At 43.5% G+C, this 18,957-nt stretch carries 11 protein-coding genes; all 11 read left to right on the top strand.

Features of this window, described 5'->3' with window-relative positions; genetic code table 11:
- Positions 1 to 154: 154 nt before the first annotated feature.
- The 11 genes from sucA (at position 155) to JN178_RS10535 (ending at position 18,937) form a co-directional block, all read left to right on the top strand.
- Positions 155 to 2,974 carry a 2-oxoglutarate dehydrogenase E1 component gene (sucA, locus tag JN178_RS10585; protein ID WP_202261551.1) on the top strand — a complete coding sequence of 940 codons (2,820 nt, stop codon included), beginning with the start codon at positions 155 to 157 and terminating at the stop codon, positions 2,972 to 2,974.
- A gap of 9 nt (positions 2,975 to 2,983) precedes the next feature.
- Entirely contained in the window at positions 2,984 to 4,489 is a 1,506-nt protein-coding gene (gene odhB, locus JN178_RS10580) for a 2-oxoglutarate dehydrogenase complex dihydrolipoyllysine-residue succinyltransferase (RefSeq protein WP_202261550.1), read from the top strand.
- A gap of 152 nt (positions 4,490 to 4,641) precedes the next feature.
- Positions 4,642 to 5,808: an ADP-forming succinate--CoA ligase subunit beta gene (sucC, locus tag JN178_RS10575; RefSeq protein ID WP_025255208.1), complete on the top strand. Its 1,167-nt coding sequence runs from the start codon at positions 4,642 to 4,644 to the stop codon at positions 5,806 to 5,808.
- On the top strand, positions 5,808 to 6,680 hold the full coding sequence (gene sucD, locus JN178_RS10570; RefSeq protein ID WP_014998326.1) for a succinate--CoA ligase subunit alpha: 873 nt from the start codon (positions 5,808 to 5,810) through the stop codon (positions 6,678 to 6,680). Before sucC ends, sucD begins: the two co-directional genes overlap by 1 nt.
- A gap of 150 nt (positions 6,681 to 6,830) precedes the next feature.
- Complete coding sequence (locus JN178_RS10565; protein WP_202261549.1) at positions 6,831 to 7,742, top strand: sialate O-acetylesterase; 912 nt, start codon at positions 6,831 to 6,833, stop codon at positions 7,740 to 7,742.
- A 1-nt stretch (position 7,743) separates the two neighbouring features.
- On the top strand, positions 7,744 to 8,436 hold the full coding sequence (locus tag JN178_RS10560) for a GDSL-type esterase/lipase family protein (protein WP_202261548.1): 693 nt from the start codon (positions 7,744 to 7,746) through the stop codon (positions 8,434 to 8,436).
- Positions 8,433 to 9,200, top strand: coding sequence for a polysaccharide deacetylase family protein (locus JN178_RS10555; protein ID WP_202261547.1), 768 nt, complete (start codon positions 8,433 to 8,435; stop codon positions 9,198 to 9,200). Before JN178_RS10560 ends, JN178_RS10555 begins: the two co-directional genes overlap by 4 nt.
- Before the next feature lie 328 nt (positions 9,201 to 9,528).
- On the top strand, positions 9,529 to 12,396 hold the full coding sequence (locus tag JN178_RS10550; RefSeq protein WP_202261546.1) for a TonB-dependent receptor: 2,868 nt from the start codon (positions 9,529 to 9,531) through the stop codon (positions 12,394 to 12,396).
- A gap of 185 nt (positions 12,397 to 12,581) precedes the next feature.
- Entirely contained in the window at positions 12,582 to 14,075 is a 1,494-nt protein-coding gene (locus JN178_RS10545; protein WP_202261545.1) for a tryptophan halogenase family protein, read from the top strand.
- Between the two features lie 6 nt (positions 14,076 to 14,081).
- Entirely contained in the window at positions 14,082 to 15,569 is a 1,488-nt protein-coding gene (locus JN178_RS10540; protein WP_202261544.1) for a tryptophan halogenase family protein, read from the top strand.
- A gap of 311 nt (positions 15,570 to 15,880) precedes the next feature.
- Positions 15,881 to 18,937, top strand: coding sequence for a TonB-dependent receptor (locus JN178_RS10535; RefSeq protein WP_202261543.1), 3,057 nt, complete (start codon positions 15,881 to 15,883; stop codon positions 18,935 to 18,937).
- The last annotated feature ends 20 nt before the right edge of the window (positions 18,938 to 18,957 follow it).

Here is an 18,957-nt window from a genome sequence, read left to right as displayed (position 1 = left end):
TTTAGTTACAGATAGCGATGCTCTAAATAGCCATCCAACAGGATGGCTATTTTTTTATATATTCGTTGTTATAACACTTGGTTATGCTGAGAATAACCTTATAATACATATTGATTGTTAACTAGATTTTATAAAACGTAGCAAGGCAAATTAAATGCAAGAAAGCGTGATGAAAGCGTGGTGGGATTCCTCGCACATGGCAGGTGCCAACGCTGCCTATGTTGAAGAGTTGTATGAAGCATATTTAGAAGACCCTCAAAGTGTCTCTGAAACTTGGCGACAAATCTTCGATAACCTCCCCAAAGTCGATGGCGTAGAGTTAGAAACCAATCATACAGCAATTAAAAATCAGTTTAGGCAACTTGCTGCGTTAGGGCCTACTGCCCGTATGTCTAGTCCATCAGTGCCTTCAGCAAATGTTTCTGATGACAGGCAAGTTAAAGTTCTTCAGTTAATCAATGCTTTCCGTTTCCGCGGTCATCAAAATGCTAACCTTGATCCATTAGGTCTTTGGAAGCAAGAGCGTGTTCGTGACATTGAACTATCTCATCACAACCTTTCTGAGCAAGATTTCGATTCAGTATTTAACGTAGGTTCTTATGCCATCGGCAAAGACTCTATGTCTCTAGGTGAGTTGTTTAAGTCGCTTAATAGAACATATTGTGGGTCAATCGGTGCTGAGTATATGCACATCACCGATACTGACCAAAAGCGTTGGTTACAACAAAAAATTGAATCAGTGCAGGCAAAACCTGAAATCTCACGCGATGAGAAGCTAAGCATTTTGAAAGGTTTGACTGCTGCTGATGGCATGGAAAAATACTTGGGTTCTAAGTTCCCAGGTGCAAAGCGTTTCTCACTAGAAGGTGGTGATGCGTTAATTCCAATGCTTAAAGGTTTGATTACCAAAGCCGGAACCGCAGGTACGAAAGAAGTGGTTATCGGTATGGCCCACCGTGGTCGTTTGAATGTGTTAGTTAACGTTCTGGGTAAAAACCCATCAGTGTTATTTGATGAGTTCTCTGGTAAGCACGACGACTCGCTGGGCGCGGGTGACGTGAAATACCACGCAGGCTTCTCGTCAGACTTTGCGACACCAGGTGGTAATGTTCACCTAGCGCTAGCATTTAACCCGTCTCACCTTGAAATTGTAAATCCAGTGGTGATGGGGTCAGTTCGTGCGCGTCTAGCTCGACGTAATAACGACACCAATACTGTGTTACCGATTACTATTCACGGTGACTCGGCAATCGCTGGTCAAGGCGTGGTACAAGAAACCTTCAATATGTCACAAACTCGCGGCTTTGCTGTGGGTGGTACCGTACGTATCGTGGTAAACAACCAAGTTGGTTTTACTACATCTAAGACAGAAGACACACGCTCAACGCAATACTGTACTGACATTGCGAAAATGGTGCAGGCACCTATTTTCCACGTTAACTCTGACGACCCAGAAGCTGTTGCATTCGTAACTCAGCTTGCGCTTGAATATCGCAACAAATTCAAAAAAGATGTGGTAATCGACTTAGTATGTTACCGCCGACACGGTCACAACGAAGCTGATGAGCCAAATGCAACTCAGCCGTTGATGTACCAAAAAATTAAAAAACACCCAGTACCTCGCGCTATCTATGCTGACCAACTTATTGCGGAAGGCGTAATAGAGCAGCGTGATGCTGACCGCTATATTGAAGAATATCGCGCAGCGCTTGATCACGGTGCGTGTGTGGTAGAAGAATGGCGTCCAATGACTGAGCACAGTGTAGACTGGTCTCCGTACCTTGGTCACGACTGGGATACACCATATGATGGTGCTGTTAGCGTTGAAAAACTAAAAGCACTCGGTGAGTCAATTACAACAATTCCTGAAGAGCACAAGCTTCAATCGCGCGTTAACAAGCTTTACCAAGATCGTAAAGCAATGGTTGCTGGCGAGAAGCTACTCGATTGGGGTATGGCTGAAAACTTAGCCTATGCCACTATTGTTGATGCTGGCGAAGACATTCGTATTACTGGCCAAGACTCTGGCCGTGGTACTTTCTTCCACCGTCACGCTGTACTGCATAATCAAAAAGACGCTTCTACTTATATGCCGCTTCAGCACATTCGTGAAGGTCAGGGTGAAATTGAAATATATGACTCTGTACTTTCAGAAGAAGCGGTTATGGCATTTGAATACGGTTTCGCAACGGCAGAGCCAACGTGCTTAACTATTTGGGAAGCACAATTTGGTGACTTCGCTAACGGTGCGCAAGTAGTATTCGACCAATTCTTAAGCTCAGGTGAAGCAAAGTGGGGCCGTTTGTGTGGTCTTACCGTTTTACTTCCACACGGTTACGAAGGTCAAGGTCCAGAGCACAGCTCTGCACGTCTTGAGCGTTTCCTTCAAATGTGTGCTGATCACAACTGGCAAGTGTGTGTACCATCAACACCTGCACAGGTTTACAACATGCTTCGTCGCCAGGTTGTGCGTCCAATGCGTAAACCTCTTATTGTGATGTCACCTAAGTCATTGTTACGTCACCCGCTTGCTGTATCTTCAATGGAAGAATTGGCGGAAGGTAAATTCCACAATGTTATCGGTGAAATTGACGATATTGATCCGAAGAACGTTAAGCGCGTGGTGATGTGCTCAGGTAAGGTTTACTACGATTTGTTAGATCAGCGCCGTAAAAATGAGCAAACAGACGTTGCAATCATACGTTTAGAGCAACTTTATCCATTCCCACAAGAAGAATGCGCTAAAGTTGTGGCACAATACAGCCATGTTAAAGATTGGGTTTGGTGCCAAGAAGAGCCTCAAAACCAAGGTGCTTGGTATTGTAGCCAACACCACTTCTGGCAAGCAATTCCAGATGGTGCAAAATTAACATATGCGGGCCGTGATGCATCCTCGTCGCCTGCAGTAGGTTATGTTTCCGTTCACAACCAGCAACAGAAAGCCCTGGTTGAAGACGCACTCACAATTAAATAAGGAACAGTAATGACAATTGAGATAAAAGTTCCGGTTCTACCTGAGTCAGTTGCCGATGCCACCATTGCAACCTGGCACGTTAAAGCCGGTGACGCAGTTAAACGAGACCAGAACCTGGTTGATATTGAAACTGATAAAGTGGTTTTAGAAGTTGTGGCGCCAGCGGACGGTACAATGGGTGAAATCCTAAATGAAGAGGGTGCGACTGTTTTAGGCGAGCAAGTCATTGCTAAGTTAGAAGAGGGTAGCGCTGCTGCTCCTGCTGCGTCTAAATCTGACGAGTCAAAAGAAGAATCAAAAGCTTCTGCACCGGCTGCATCAGGCAAAGCGTCTGACGTAAAAGTGCCTGTACTTCCAGAGTCGGTTGCTGATGCCACCATTGCTACATGGCACGTTGCTGTAGGTGAACCAGTATCACGCGACCAAAACTTAGTAGATATCGAGACAGACAAAGTTGTTCTTGAAGTTGTAGCGCCTGCTGACGGTTCATTAAGCGAAATCATTGCAGAAGAAGGTGCAACGGTAACGGCTGAAGAAGTGATTGCAAAGTTTGTTGAAGGCGCAGCAAGCGGTGGATCTGCACCTGCGGCATCTGCAGAGTCTGACGACAACGACGACAGCAGTGATGCACTAAGTCCTTCAGTACGCCGTCTACTTGCTGAAAAAGGCGTAGATGCGGCGAAAGTGAAAGGTACAGGTAAAAATGGCCGCATCACTAAAGAAGATGTAGAAAAGTATCTTAAAGGCGGCGACAGCTCAGCTAAGGCAGCGCCTGCAGCAGCTGAAGCACCAGTGTCAGAATTGCCAACGGGTAACCGTACTGAAAAGCGTGTTCCTATGACACGTCTTCGTAAGACTATTGCAAACCGTCTTCTTGAAGCGAAGAACTCTACTGCAATGCTAACTACGTTTAACGAAGTTAACATGAAGCCTATCATGGACCTTCGTAAGCAGTATCAAGAGAGCTTCGAAAAACGTCACGGCATTCGTTTAGGCTTTATGTCGTTCTACGTTAAAGCGGTTACTGAAGCACTTAAGCGCTTCCCAGAAGTTAACGCGTCAATCGACGGTGATGACATTGTTTATCACAACTACTTCGACGTATCGATTGCCGTTTCTACACCACGTGGTCTTGTGACGCCAGTACTTAAAGATACTGACACGCTCGGCATGGCAGGTGTTGAAAAAGGAATTAAGGAACTAGCACTTAAAGGTCGTGACGGAAAACTGTCATTGGCTGAACTACAAGGTGGTAACTTCACAATCACCAACGGTGGTGTGTTTGGTTCACTAATGTCTACACCAATCATTAACCCGCCACAAAGCGCTATCTTGGGCATGCACAAAATCCAAGATCGTCCAATGGCAGTTAATGGCAAAGTAGAAATTCTACCAATGATGTACCTAGCACTTTCTTATGACCACCGCATTATCGATGGTAAAGAGTCAGTTGGGTTCTTGGTAACAGTTAAAGAGATGCTAGAAGATCCAACACGTCTACTACTAGACGTGTAAGACTTTCGTCTCACTTAATTGTGGTTGGGCGCTTTGCTTGTGTTATCTTGCATAGCGCCTAACGCAACGCTGATATTTACCCTATAATATCAGTCTAAATAATCAAGTCGCATATGCGGCTTTTGTCTTACTAAAAATCGGATAGAAACACCATGAATTTGCATGAATACCAAGGTAAGCAGCTATTCAAAGAATACGGTTTGCCTGTTTCTGAAGGATACGCAGCAGACACTGCTCAAGGTGCTGTAGAAGCCGCTGACCGAATCGGCGGAGAAGAGTGGGTAGTTAAGTGTCAGGTACACGCGGGCGGTCGCGGTAAAGCTGGCGGTGTAAAGCTAGTTAAAAACAAAGACGACATTCGCGCTTTCGCTGAAAACTGGCTTGGCAAAAATTTGGTGACTTTCCAGACTGACGAAAATGGTCAGCCTGTGAGCAAAATCCTTGTTGAATCTTGCACAGATATCGCTAACGAGCTTTACCTTGGTGCAGTAGTCGACCGTACAACCCGTCGCGTTGTATTTATGGCATCTACTGAAGGTGGCGTTGAGATTGAAACTGTTGCAGAAGAGACTCCAGAAAAAATTCTTAAAGCTGAAATCGACCCAATTGTAGGTCCTCAGCCTTACCAAGCACGCGAAATGGCGTTTGCTCTTGGTCTTTCTGGCGTTCAAATTAAGCAATTTACTCAAATCTTCCTTGGCCTAGCTAAGATGTTTGAAGAGCTTGACGTTGCGCTTATCGAAATTAACCCGCTAGTAATCAAAACTGACGGTAACCTACACTGCCTAGACGCAAAAGTAGGTATCGACGGTAACGCACTATATCGTCAGCCTAAGCTGAAAGATATGCAAGATCCTTCACAAGAAGACGCGCGTGAAGCACACGCGGCTCAGTGGGAGCTAAACTATGTTGCACTAGACGGTAACGTAGGTTGTATGGTTAACGGTGCAGGCCTAGCAATGGGTACTATGGACATCGTAAACCTACACGGCGGCAAGCCAGCTAACTTCCTAGATGTTGGTGGCGGCGCGACTAAAGAGCGTGTAGCTGAAGCATTTAAAATCATCCTTTCTGATGACAATGTTAAAGCGGTATTGGTTAACATCTTCGGTGGTATCGTACGCTGTGACATGATTGCAGAAGGTATTATCGGTGCGGTTAAAGAAGTAGGCGTAGAAGTACCAGTAGTTGTACGTCTAGAAGGTACCAATGCAGAGCTTGGCCGTGACGTTCTAGCGAACTCTGGTCTTGATATCATCGCTGCTGAATCGCTAACTGATGCAGCACAGAAAGTTGTTGCTGCAGCGGAGGGCAAATAATGTCTGTATTAATTAATAAAGATACTAAAGTAATTTGTCAGGGTTTCACTGGCGGTCAGGGTACATTCCACTCTGAACAAGCAATTGCTTACGGTACGCAAATGGTTGGTGGTGTTACACCAGGCAAAGGCGGTACTGAGCACCTAGGTCTTCCAGTATTTAATACTGTACGTGAAGCGGTAGAAGCAACTGGTGCAACTGCAACAGTTATCTACGTACCAGCACCTTTCTGTAAAGATTCAATTGTTGAAGCTGCAGATGCGGGTATCGAGCTAATCGTATGTATCACTGAAGGTATCCCAACGCTTGATATGCTTTACGTTAAAGAATACGTAGAAGCAAAAGGCGTTCGCATGATTGGTCCAAACTGCCCAGGTGTTATCACTCCTGGAGAGTGTAAAATTGGTATCATGCCTGGTCACATTCACAAGCCTGGTAAAGTAGGTATTGTTTCTCGCTCTGGTACACTTACGTACGAAGCGGTTAAGCAAACTACTGACGAAGGTTTCGGCCAGTCTACCTGTGTTGGTATCGGTGGCGACCCAATTCCTGGTTCAAACTTCATCGACATCCTTCAGATGTTCCAAGACGATCCACAAACAGAAGCTATCGTAATGATCGGTGAGATCGGCGGTACAGCTGAAGAAGAAGCGGCTGCATTCATCAAAGCGAATGTAACTAAGCCTGTTGTTTCCTACATTGCAGGTGTAACGGCTCCTCCAGGTAAGCGTATGGGTCACGCTGGTGCAATCATCGCAGGCGGTAAAGGTACTGCTGATGAGAAATTTAAAGCACTAGAAGACGCAGGCGTTAAGACTGTACGTTCACTAGCTGACATCGGTAAAGCACTACGCGAAACTACCGGTTGGTAATAAACGTTAGCAAGCAAGATGTTAAAAGCCCGCTTTAAGCGGGCTTTTTTGTAGGCATGGTGATGCCATATGCAAACGTATTCAGTTTGTAAATATAAGGTTTGTTAGTACCATGACATTAAAATTTTTCGTTAAAAAAGTATAAAGACAATGATAAAGAAAACGGCCGTTGCTTGCTTTGCCTCTTTTATTGCCTGCGCATCATTTGCCGATGAATACTTAACCTTTTTCATGGCTGGCCAATCAAATATGGACGGGTATGGCTACGTTTCAGACTTACCCAAAACACTTAATGGACAGCAAGATGTCATGATATTTCATGGAAATGGCGTTTTTGACAACCAAACAGGCGGCGGTGAAGGCGTTTGGGATTTACTTACCCCTGGTCACGGTACGGGCTTTTCATCAAATGGTAAGGACAACACGCTTTCCAACCGTTTTGGCTCTGAGCTGTCATTTGCTCAGCGAATTCAGGCGTTATATCCAAACAAGAAAATTGCGATAATAAAGTACGCGGTAGGAGGCACCGGATTGGCGCCTAATACTGGTTATAGCAATTGGTACCCAAACTTCAATGAGGGAAAAGGCCTAAATCAATATGACTTTGCGCTTCGAACTATTACAAATGCCTATGCTCATCACGATATCAATAATGATGGTAATCCAGATACATTGAAACCTATGGGTATTATTTGGATGCAAGGTGAAGCTGACGCGCATGCCAGTCCAGAATCTGCAAATTCTTATCTTAATAACTTAACGGCTTTAATGAACCTATTTCGCGCAGCGCTTAGAGTTGATGACTTACCTGTCGTTATTGGAAAAATTACTGATTCTGAACTCGGTGAAGAGGATATTATGCCTTACATAAGTAGAGTGCACCTCGCACAACAACTCTTTGTGGCCAAAGACACCTGTGCATTTTATATGACTAACTCGGACAGTTATACCTACGGTGATGATCCATGGCACTACACGAGTAAGAGCTTTATTGAAATGGGTAACGACTTTGCAAATGCTTATCACACACTAGCAAAACAGTGCAGTGTGGAAGGTAAGTAATATGTCTAAGAAAACCACTACATCGTATTTACTCATACCAGTATTAAGCCTTTTTGTAGCATTTTCGAGCTTTGCGTCTAAAGAAGTCCCTTATCAAAACGATTGGTTAAAAGCGCATTACCAGCACCGATTAGCGCTTTTCTCGACGCAGCCGGTAAATCAAGGCGATATTGTTTTTATTGGTGATAGCCTTACGGAGTTAGGTGCAAATTGGGCAGTCCGATTCGAGAACTTGAAAGTTCGTAATAGAGGAATACGTGGTGACACGACTTATGGTGTTTTAGCGAGATTGGATGAGTTAAAACAAAGCAAGCCGTCAGCTGTTTTCCTGTTGATCGGCATAAATGATATTTTCAATATAGTTTATGAAAATCAAATTGAGAAGTTATCGGATACTGCAACAAACATAAATAAAATAGCTAAGCAGTTGAAATCGTCTCTCCCTAACACTCAAATCTTCGTACTTGGCCTGCTTCCTGACCACCGCGACTTTATTACTGTGATGGCGAAAGAAGTAAATAATCAACTATCTTCACAGGAAAGTGAAAATTTCACCTTTATCAACTTCCATGATTTACTTTCCGTTGATGGGACAATGAATGCAAAACTAACGACAGACGGAACTCACCTAAACGAGGAGGGTTACAAAATTTGGAAGAAAGCTCTTCAACCTTATTTGGATAATCTAAAATGAAAGCTCACACAGTTTTGTTCATTGCATTGGCTTCATGTTTTCAAGAAGCCGGAGCCGACGTAACTTATCCAGATGGAAGTAAAAAGGCGGTAATTTTTAGTTTTGACGATGGGCTAGAACAAGACAAAAGGTTAGTAGAACTACTTAATCAATACGGCCTTGTTGGAACATTTAACTTGAGTTCTGGGTTATTTGCCCAAAACGCGCTCTGGTTAACAGATTTCCTCGGTGAACCTAGTCAGTATGTTGCTCGCGAACAGGTCGCATCATTGTATGTAAAACATGAGATTGCTAGCCATAGCCATACTCATCCTGTCCTTCCAAACCTAAAACATAGCGATGCAAAATATCAGGTTGAGAAAGACAAGACGTTATTGTCTGAATTAGCTTCGTATCCAGTCGTTTCCTTTGCATACCCGCTAGGTGCTTATGATGAAGCTACTATTGAAGTTGTTAAAGCCGCCGGATTTACAAATGCTCGAACGGTACAGAGTACAAACAGCTTTACTTTGCCAAGTAATTTATTCGAGTGGCATCCGACCGTTCACCACAGTGAAGCACTATCATTTGCAAAAGAGTATGTTGAATTGAATGAGGACGAGCTCACGGTTTTTATGGTGTGGGGGCATTCTTGGGAGTTTGATCAAAACCTACCAAAAAATAATTGGGATTACTTCGAAACTGTTTTACAAACGCTAGCCGGCAAGGACGATATTTGGTATACCACGGCAGGAGAGTTTGCTCTGTTTTACAATGCCAATTAGAGACTAGATACGAAGTTGGCCCTATAAACTTGCTAACACTTCTGTAACCTTCCTTCCTATATTTGTCAAAAATGTTACTCATCATTTATGTAATAAAATTTCATAAATGCGTGTGTTTAGTGGGTTTTGCACTTATTTTGTAAATTTCATTCAATTTAAAAGATCGGATTGTTAAATTGGTGTTGCATAAAATTTATTGAATACGTATGCAGGCAATTGTGCAAAAGGTAGGTCCTCTATAGCATTATCCCGACGAGATGTATTGTCATTTAATTGTCATAAGAACAACAAAAAGACAACAACTATAACCGTATGGGACACCCGTTTTATGAAACAATTTAAACCCAACTTAATTAAAGCTGCGCTTATTTCAGGCGGTGTAGCACTTGCTTCTACACCTGCTTTTGCACAAGAAGCAAATACTGATGCAGTTGATGAAGAAAACCTTGAAGTTATTCAAGTGAGTGGTATTCGTGGTAGCTTACAACGCGCCCAGGCGATCAAAATGGACAACACGTCTATTGTTGAAGCGCTTTCTGCAGAAGACATTGGTAAGTTACCAGATACAAGTATCGCAGAGTCAATTGCTCGTCTTCCTGGTCTAGCCGGTGAGCGTCGTAATGGCCGTACTAGCGGACTTTCAGTTCGTGGTTTCAATGAAAACTACGTTGGTACAACACTAAACGGTCGCGAATTATTAGGTATGGGCGATAACCGTGGGGTTGAGTTTGATCTTTATCCAACGGAAATTGTTTCTAACATTCTAGTTTATAAAACGCCTGAAGCGGGTCTTATGACTCAAGGCATCGGTGGTACTGTTGACATTCAAACGGTAAGCCCACTAAGTGCTCAGAAAACCGTTGCTATTAACGGTTCATACGAAAAGAACCAAGAAGACTCAGGCAACCCTGACTTCGATAATAATGGTCACCGCCTTTCATTTAACTATGTTGATCAGTTTGCTGATGACAAGATTGGTGTAGCGCTAGCGATTGCTGATATGGAATCGCCTCGTCAGGCTCAACATTTCCGCGGTTGGGGTTATGCGAATGCTAATCCAGCTAATGCTGCTGAGGGTGTTGAAGTACCAGAAGGCACAGTTATTCTTGGTGGTCACGATTCATTCACACGTTCAGCTATGCTAGAGCGTACGTCGATTGCCGGTGTTATTGAATATGCACCATCTGATAATCTCAAAGTTCAATTTGATGCTTTGTACATCGACTTCGAAGAAAACGACGTTCGTCGTGGTGTTGAAGAAGGTGGTGCAGAGTGGGGTACTGGTGCCTACACAATCACTGGCGTAGAAGACGGCCTTGTAACCTCTGGTTACTACGATGGCTTCTTATCAGTAATTCGTAACGATTCTCGTCAACAAAAAGCAGAATTGACCACTTTTGGTCTTAACGTTGAATATGTAATCAACGACAACTGGACAGCGACGTTAGATGTGTCGACAGGTGAAGTTGATAAAACAATCACTGATATCGAAAGTTATTCAGGTGTGGGTCGAGCTGGTATTGATGGTCGTCCACTTACGCCACGCGCTTGGACAATGACGTCTACTGGTGCGGTATATAGCGATCACCCTTCGCTAGATAGTGTTGATCTTGGCGACCCTAATTCAATCTATCTTGCAGGCCCACAAGCATGGGGTGGTTCACTTACTCCAGTAGAGCGCTTCCAAGGCGTAGAAGGTTTTGGTCCTGACACTGCACAAGATGGTTTCGTTAACGAACCTATTTTCGACGAGTCATTAGATGCTATTCGTCTAGACCTAGAAGGTTTTGTTGAGTGGGGTATCTTCACTAAACTAACTGCTGGTGTTAATTATCAAGAACGTGAAAAAACTAAGGACAACAATGGTGCTTACCTAACTGCACCTACTTGGCCTGACCAAGAGCTAGTGCCAAACCCAATTGGTACAGCTGATTTGAGCTTTATTGGTATCGACGGCGTAATTGCTTACGATGGTCTTGGTCTATATCAAAGTGGCTATTATATTGAAACGCCTGCTGAATTATTTGAAAACGGTCGTTTCGGTGACTCATATACCATTAAGGAAGATATTTTAACTGCATTTGCAAAATTAGATATCGAAACTGAAATTGGTGATGTTTTAGTATTTGGTAACCTTGGCCTACAAGTTGTAAATGTTGATCAGACTGGTTCTGGTTTCAATACAACGACTGGACCTACTGGTTTTACCGCAGTAACACCAATCACTGATGGTGATTCATATACTGACGTACTACCAACACTTAACTTAAGCTTTGAAATTGCTGAAAACCAGTTTATTCGTACTGCACTAGGCAAAGTAATTAGCCGCCCACGTATGGACGATATGCGCCCAAATAATACGGTAAGCTTTACGTTTAACGACCAGCAAATCATCTCTAGCGATATTGCAAATGGCCCTTGGTCAGCGAGCTCGGGTAATGCGCGTCTTAAGCCTTTAGAAGCCAATCAGTTTGATATTGCTTACGAAAACTATTTCGCAGATTCTGGTTACTTTGCTGTTAGCTTCTTCTACAAAGATTTAACTAACTGGCACGTAGCGGGTCAAACAGTAGGTGACTTTAGTGATTCTTATATTGAAGGTTTCCACCAGACTTCAGGTCAAACCGACATCAACGGTGATGGTGTACTAGATGCAAACGACATTGTACCGCCGGCAACGTTTAACGGTGTAGTAAGCTTCCGTGAAGACGGTCTTGAAGGGTTCGTTCGTGGTTGGGAACTACAAGGTAGCCTACCATTTGACATGATTCACGAGTCGCTAGAAGGCTTTGGTATGTTCGCAAGTGCAACATTCCTTGATGGTCAGCTAGATAACGGTGATGCTGTGCCAGGTCTGTCTGAAGAGACCTACTCACTAACTGCTTTCTATGAAAGCAATGGTTTTGAGTTCCGTATTTCTGGTACTAAACGTGACGCATTTGCTACTGAAACGCGTGCTATCAGTCTTTCACTAGCTCAAATTCAAGATTTGGGTGTGAAGCAAGTTGACGCACAAATTGGTTACGATTTTGATGAGTCGGGTATTGAAGCGCTTAAAGGCCTTCGCGTAACCCTTCAAGGCCAAAACCTAACTGATGAGCCTACAATTCAAGCGAACCCTGGCGATGGCCGTCAGATCACGCAATACGAAACGTACGGACGTAACTTCCTTCTAGGTTTCAACTACACATTCTAATAAGTGCTTTCGGCTTGGTGAAATCAAGCGTTAGTTTAAGAATGTTGTAACAGAAACACTAGTAAACATTATGTAGTATCAAAGCCCCAAGACAGTAAAACGTATTGGGGCTTTTTTGTTGTATAGCAATTCAGGTCATGTTATCTAAGTGTAGTAAGTCAGCCGTATAAAGTGATGACAAAAATATGAAAAACAAAACGGTAAAAAATGTAGTAATCGTTGGTGGTGGCACTGCTGGATGGATTTCAGCGGCAGTAATTAAGCGACTCATTGGTCATGGCGTAAATGTAAACCTTATAGAGTCTGAAGAGATTGGTACAGTAGGGGTAGGTGAAGCAACTATTCCTCCCATCATTACCCTCAACAATGTGTTAGGCCTCGACGAAAAAGAGTTCATTCGTGAAACCAACGCTACCATGAAGCTTGCCATTAAGTTTGAAAATTGGCGGGTAGAGGGAGAAAGTTACTTTCATACCTTCGGTGCACCGGGAAAAAGCTACGCGTTTTGCCATTTTCACCATTACTTTAAACGCGCTCAAGAATTAGGTGTAAAAGATTCCATTTGGGATTACGACCTTAATTATTTAGCTTGTCAGGCTGGCAAGTTTGCGCATATTAAATCACCCGATCCAATCATTGAAATGCCTTATGCCTATCATTTTGATGCTTCGCTTTATGCACGTTTTCTACGAAAAAAATGTGAAGAAATGGGCGTGGTGCGCACTGAAGGTATGATCACCAGTGTTCAACAAAATCAAGAAGATGGTTTCATTAGCGGTGTAACACTAAGCGATGGTCGCGAAATAAAAGGCGATTTGTTTATAGATTGTTCGGGCTTTAAAGGCTTGCTAACACAGCAAACATTGAACACGGGGTATGAAGATTGGTCCCATTGGCTACCGTGTGATCGCGCTGTTGCTATGCCCTCTGAGCGTTTAGAAAACACATTGCCGTATACGCGTTCAATAGCGCATTCTGCGGGTTGGCAGTGGCGTATTCCTTTGCAACACCGCAATGGTAATGGATTAGTGTACAGCAGCAACTACTATTCCGATGATCAGGCACTCGATATCCTTGCTTCTAATTTAGATACAAAACCGTTAGCTGAACCAAATTTCATCAAATTTAGAACCGGGCGAAGACGCAAGCAGTGGAATAAAAATGTGATTGCAGTAGGGCTATCTAGTGGTTTTCTAGAACCATTAGAATCCACCAGTATTCACCTTATACAGTCTGCGGTGGTAAGGCTTATTCATTTATTTCCTCATGAAGGCATTAAGCAAAAACAAGTTGACGAATACAACAAGCAATCACAACTTGAGTTTGAACAGATCCGCGACTTCATTATTCTTCATTATCATGTGAATGAACGTGATGATTCACATTTCTGGAAAGACCTAAGAGAAATGGAAGTGCCTGAAAGTTTAACTCATAAAATTGAACTGTTTAGAGAATCAGGCAATTTATTCAGAGAGCAAAATGATTTGTTTCTGGAAAGTTCGTGGTTGCAGGTGTTGATGGGCCAAGGTGTAACGCAGCGCGACTATCATCCGTTGGCCAAGTCGCTATCTGAGCAAAAAATACTAGACTTAATGCACAATATAAAACGCATTAAAAATGAACCCATTGGCAAAATTTCCAGTCATGATGACTTCTTAAAGCAGTATTGCGGTAATTAACACGTTATGGATAAACCAAAGCACATTGTGATTGCCGGCGGTGGTACTGCTGGATGGATGGCGGCGAACTACTTTGCCCACAAATGGCAAAGTGACGTTGTAAAAGTAACGTTAGTTGAATCGCCTGATATTGGCATCATTGGTGTAGGTGAGGGCTCAACACCTACACTTAAGCGCTTTTTTCACGAACTAGGTATTCACGAGAGCGATTGGATGGGGCGTTGCAACGCTACTTATAAGGTCAGTATTCAATTTAACGATTGGAGCCCTGCCTCAGGGGTAGACAGTTATCGTCATCCGTTCATTTCACAAACCGATACCTTTACGCAACGGGCGTTTGAAGTAAATTGTCGTACGCGCAGATTAGGTTTAGACACGCACGTTAAGGGAGAAGACTTCTTAATAAACGGTGTACTGGCCCAGCAACACAAAGCGCCAATTACCCCCGATAATTTTCCTTTTAGAATGGAATATGGCTATCATTTTGATAGTGCACTACTGGGTAGTTATCTGCGCGATCTTGCCGTAAGTCGAAACGTCAACCACGTTAGTGCAAACATCACTGATGTTGTATTACACGGAAACGGTGATATCCAGCAACTTATCACTGACAAGGGCAATATTGAGGGCGACTTTTTTATAGACTGCACCGGGTTCTCTTCAATGCTTTTGCAGCAAACCCTAGGCGTACGCTTTAATAGCTACAGCGATAATTTGTTTAATGATTCTGCGGTTGTTCTTCCTACCGACGTTCAGTCAACGATATCTGTAGAAACACAATCTACAGCACTCCGCAATGGTTGGTGCTGGACAATACCACTTCAAAGCCGCACTGGTAACGGGTATGTGTATAGCTCCGCACATTGCAGCAGTGATGAAGCGGAAGTGGAACTTCGCCAATTCTTAGGGCTTACAAACTCAGATGTTGATGCTAGACATCTAAAAATGAAAGTGGGTCAGGTTGAAAAGCATTGGTATAGGAATTGTCTTGCATTGGGGCTATCTCAAGGTTTTATTGAGCCATTGGAGGCAACAGCGCTACACCTTGTACAAATTTGTATTGAGCACTTTGCTGATCTCTATGAAAAAGGGCAGTTCACTAACGCGCAGCAGCATGATTTCAATACCTTCGCTAAAGAGCGCTTTGACCGGGTGCGCGATTATATTGTAGCGCACTACAAATTAAATACGCGCGATGATAGTGAGTATTGGCGCGATAATAGAAACAACACTAACTTGTCGCCATCACTGATGAAAATACTGCAATGTTGGTTTAATAGGGAAGATCTTAGCGAAGAGATAAAGCGGCAAAATATAGGAATGCACTGGGATTCTGTTTCTTGGCACTGCTTGTTAGCGGGCTATGGTGCATTTCCCGCGCTAGCGGCAAATCAACCGGGGAAGGGGGATCTTTATACCGAGCAAAATGTCGCGCAGTTTGTTCAAGGTTGTGCACTCAATTTTAAAACACATGAAGATGTACTCAAACGGTGATCGTGCATTTCTAAGCCTTTTTATACAGCGTATTTAACGATATGAATACGCCGGTTTACTTAGCAACGCCAATGGTTTTAATGTTGCTAATGCTCTCCTCGTCAGGCTTCCCACTTACTTAGTTAGCCTTCTCTTTATCAAATTCAAAACGACATTTTGTTATATTTATGTTTGCATAATGTTAATGAATACGTATGCAGTGCGTTGCTCTCTTTTTGTACAAAACTGTACTATTTGGTGTGAAACAAAAGTGACATTTTTGGGTGTGGTATTCCTGAAAGTGTTGATAATAAACAAAAAGTGGGACACCAATGAAAACATTCAAACCCAGCACTATCATGGCAGCGCTTGTCAGTAGTGGAGTGGCGTTCGCACCATTCTCGCTGTATGCGCAAGAATCTCCCGAGATAACCGTCGACGAAGTAGAAGTTGACAATATCGAACAAGACGCGGTTGAACGTATTGAAGTAAGAGGTTTCAGTACGAGCTTAATTCAGTCGTTAAATCAAAAACGCTTTTCAGATACGGTCTCTGAACAGATATCCGCCGATGACCTAGGTGGGTTACCAGATGTGTCGATGGCCGACGCACTTACTCGGCTACCAGGCATATCAGCCGTACGCACTGGCGGTCAAGCTGCGCAAATTAACATTCGTGGTTTGTCGGGAGACTTTGTGTTCTCTACGCTAAATGGGCGGGAACAGGTATCAACCAGTGGCAGTCGTGCCATAGAGTTTGACCAGTATCCTTCTGAATTAATAAGCGAGGCTGCGGTGTATAAATCACCCAAAGCGTCACTTATTGAAGGTGGTATCGCGGGTACCGTTGAGCTAAGAACGGCATCGCCACTTGCTATTGAAGAGCAGCACAAATTTAGTGCCAATGTACGTGGAATGTACAATGACAGGGCGTCAGAGATTAGTGATGCCAAAGAATATGGCCATCGAATCAGTTTTTCATACCAAGGTAAGTTTCTCGACGACACGCTAGGTGTTTCCCTTGGTTATGCGCGTTTGTTTCAACCAAGTGTGTCAACGCAGTTCATTGGCTTAGCGTATAACGGCTTAGTTGATGTTGATGGCGTTGAAGGTGATGTTCAAGGTCCTGAGTCTTGCCCTGAGTGTGAGTACATTTCTGAAGGTTTCGAAATGCAGCATAAAGGCGGTGAAGAGACCCGTGATGGTTATGTTGCGGCGTTTGAATGGGCCCCTATAGAGACCTTCACACTTAAAGCCGATGCCTTCATATCTAAATTTGACTCTGAAGCATTTGCACGTGGTTTCCGCGTAAAGCTCGGAGGAATTAACGCAGGTATCACTAACCCTGTAGTTGTTAACAACAGCGTAATAGGCGGTACCTTCTCGCGTACGGATAACAGCTTTACCCGCGTTGAGCTCGTTAACGATGATAACCAAGACTTCGACAGCGTAACGAATGTTGGCGTTAATGCGCATTGGGAAATTACGCCTGATTTGGCTGTTCAGTTTGATGTTTCACGTTCTAGCGCAGAGAGTGACTTTCGCAATGGGCTTCTTTGGTCTTTAGTTGGAGATGATGCCAACGCAGCCAACCCTGTATTTGATGAGAATGTACAAATCTCTTATTTATTAAATGGCTTGGACCTGCCTGATCTTGGTTTCAATCAAATGGCTGCCTTTACTGACCTAGACCGTGTAATGGTGAGTAAATACGGTATTTACCCTTATGAAAACAAAGATGAATTAGATGCCTATCGCGTAGATTTTCAATACTACGTTGATACACCTATTATTTCGGGTTTTGAGTTTGGTTATCGCTACTCTGATAGAGAGTACAACAATGACCGTTCTGTTTTTGAGTACGGAAACGATAGCGCGTTTTCAGTTAGCCAGCCTCCACTTAGACTCACAGAGGACATGGTGGAACAAATCGACTGGTCAGGCGATTTTGGATACTTCCCAAGTTATTTATCTATCAATCTAAACAGTGCCTTGAATGCGTGGTTTCCCGATGGCCGACCTATGCCGGTTCAAACATGGGGGCCTGGTGCAGCTGGTGTAATAAATGGTCCAGGTACTGGGCCCGCAACAGCATGGACACTTCAAGAAAGTGGCGATGTATTTGAAACAGTTAATTCAGCCTATTTGATGGCCAATATTAATACTGAAATTGGCGATCTTCCTATTACAGGTAATATTGGTGTTCGTTATGTTAAGAGCAAACAGAGTTCTACGACATTACAGCGTGCTACGCAACTCATTACTGACCCCGAGTCAGGTGTTACCGTTGAGCTTAGTGACCCAACTGCAGGTGCTCAAAACATTGCTGATGAAGTTGGGCTTATCAACAATTTTTATCGCCCGACGGTCATAAGTCACGAATACAACGACGTTTTGCCATCAATAAACTTAAACTTCAAATTGACCGATGACACACAACTTCGTGTCGCGGCGGCTAAAGTTATGGGGCGTGCTCCAATAAATCGTTTTGCGGCGAATGCATCAACAAATGTTGAAGTGGTAACAGCATTTCAAGATAGAGACTCTGGCGAAATTACGCTTTCAACACCTACCGCAAGAGTAAACGGAAGTGCCAGGAATAGCCCTTATCTAGAGCCGTTTTACGCGACGCAGTATGACGTCTCATGGGAATACTACTTTTCAGAAACCGAAGGTGCTTTGGTTATTGCTGGTTTTTACAAAGACATTGAGTCCTTTGTAGAAGACATTGAAATAGACCCTTACGATTTTGAAGCAAATGGCATTGTTACGCCTGACTCTGTTCAAGTGCCTGTATTTCTAACGCCTGAGTTCTCAGGACAAGAAGCTGAGTTAGCAAGGGATGAAAATGGCGATCCAATCTTTGTTACCGTACCAACGGAAAATGGAAGCTACAGCACCGCTGTTAACAATGCAGAGGGTGGTTATATTCGCGGTTTAGAAATTGCGTATACCCAAATATATAGCATGTTGCCAGGCATGCTCTCTGGATTAGGTGTTAGCGCAAGCTACTCCTATACAGAGAGTGAAATACAGCGAACGCTAGGTGATGGTGTTTACGCCGCTAACTTACCTGGCTTGTCGGAAAACGTGGCCACTCTCACCGTTTTCTGGGAATACGAAGGATTTGAAACCCGCGTATCGAGTCGCTATCGCGATGCTTTTGTATCTCAACAAGTTGCGGTTAATGACCAAGTAGTTAATTTCGATTCTGAGTTAGTTATCGATTATCAGGCGTCTTACGAAATTAACGATAACTGGAGTGTACTGTTTCAAGTCAATAACCTGACCGACGAACCAACTAAAAGCTATTTCTCATCGCCAGAGCAGACCGGCACCATCCAATACTTCGGTACGCAATACTTCTTGGGGATGACATATCAACTATGAAAAATCTTACCTTAAGAACA

The organism is Alteromonas sp. KC3, assembly GCF_016756315.1.
GTDB lineage: Bacteria > Pseudomonadota > Gammaproteobacteria > Enterobacterales > Alteromonadaceae > Alteromonas.
This window is presented reverse-complemented; position numbering and strand designations above follow the sequence as displayed.

Excerpts from the sequence above, each read along its gene's own strand:
- sucA (WP_202261551.1), top strand. The coding sequence starts at position 155 with ATGCAAGAAAGCGTGATGAAAGCGTGGTGGGATTCCTCGCACATGGCA.
- odhB (WP_202261550.1), top strand. The coding sequence starts at position 2,984 with ATGACAATTGAGATAAAAGTTCCGGTTCTACCTGAGTCAGTTGCCGAT.
- sucC (WP_025255208.1), top strand. The coding sequence starts at position 4,642 with ATGAATTTGCATGAATACCAAGGTAAGCAGCTATTCAAAGAATACGGT.
- sucD (WP_014998326.1), top strand. The coding sequence starts at position 5,808 with ATGTCTGTATTAATTAATAAAGATACTAAAGTAATTTGTCAGGGTTTC.
- JN178_RS10565 (WP_202261549.1), top strand. The coding sequence starts at position 6,831 with ATGATAAAGAAAACGGCCGTTGCTTGCTTTGCCTCTTTTATTGCCTGC.
- JN178_RS10560 (WP_202261548.1), top strand. The coding sequence starts at position 7,744 with ATGTCTAAGAAAACCACTACATCGTATTTACTCATACCAGTATTAAGC.
- JN178_RS10555 (WP_202261547.1), top strand. The coding sequence starts at position 8,433 with ATGAAAGCTCACACAGTTTTGTTCATTGCATTGGCTTCATGTTTTCAA.
- JN178_RS10550 (WP_202261546.1), top strand. The coding sequence starts at position 9,529 with ATGAAACAATTTAAACCCAACTTAATTAAAGCTGCGCTTATTTCAGGC.
- JN178_RS10545 (WP_202261545.1), top strand. The coding sequence starts at position 12,582 with ATGAAAAACAAAACGGTAAAAAATGTAGTAATCGTTGGTGGTGGCACT.
- JN178_RS10540 (WP_202261544.1), top strand. The coding sequence starts at position 14,082 with ATGGATAAACCAAAGCACATTGTGATTGCCGGCGGTGGTACTGCTGGA.
- JN178_RS10535 (WP_202261543.1), top strand. The coding sequence starts at position 15,881 with ATGAAAACATTCAAACCCAGCACTATCATGGCAGCGCTTGTCAGTAGT.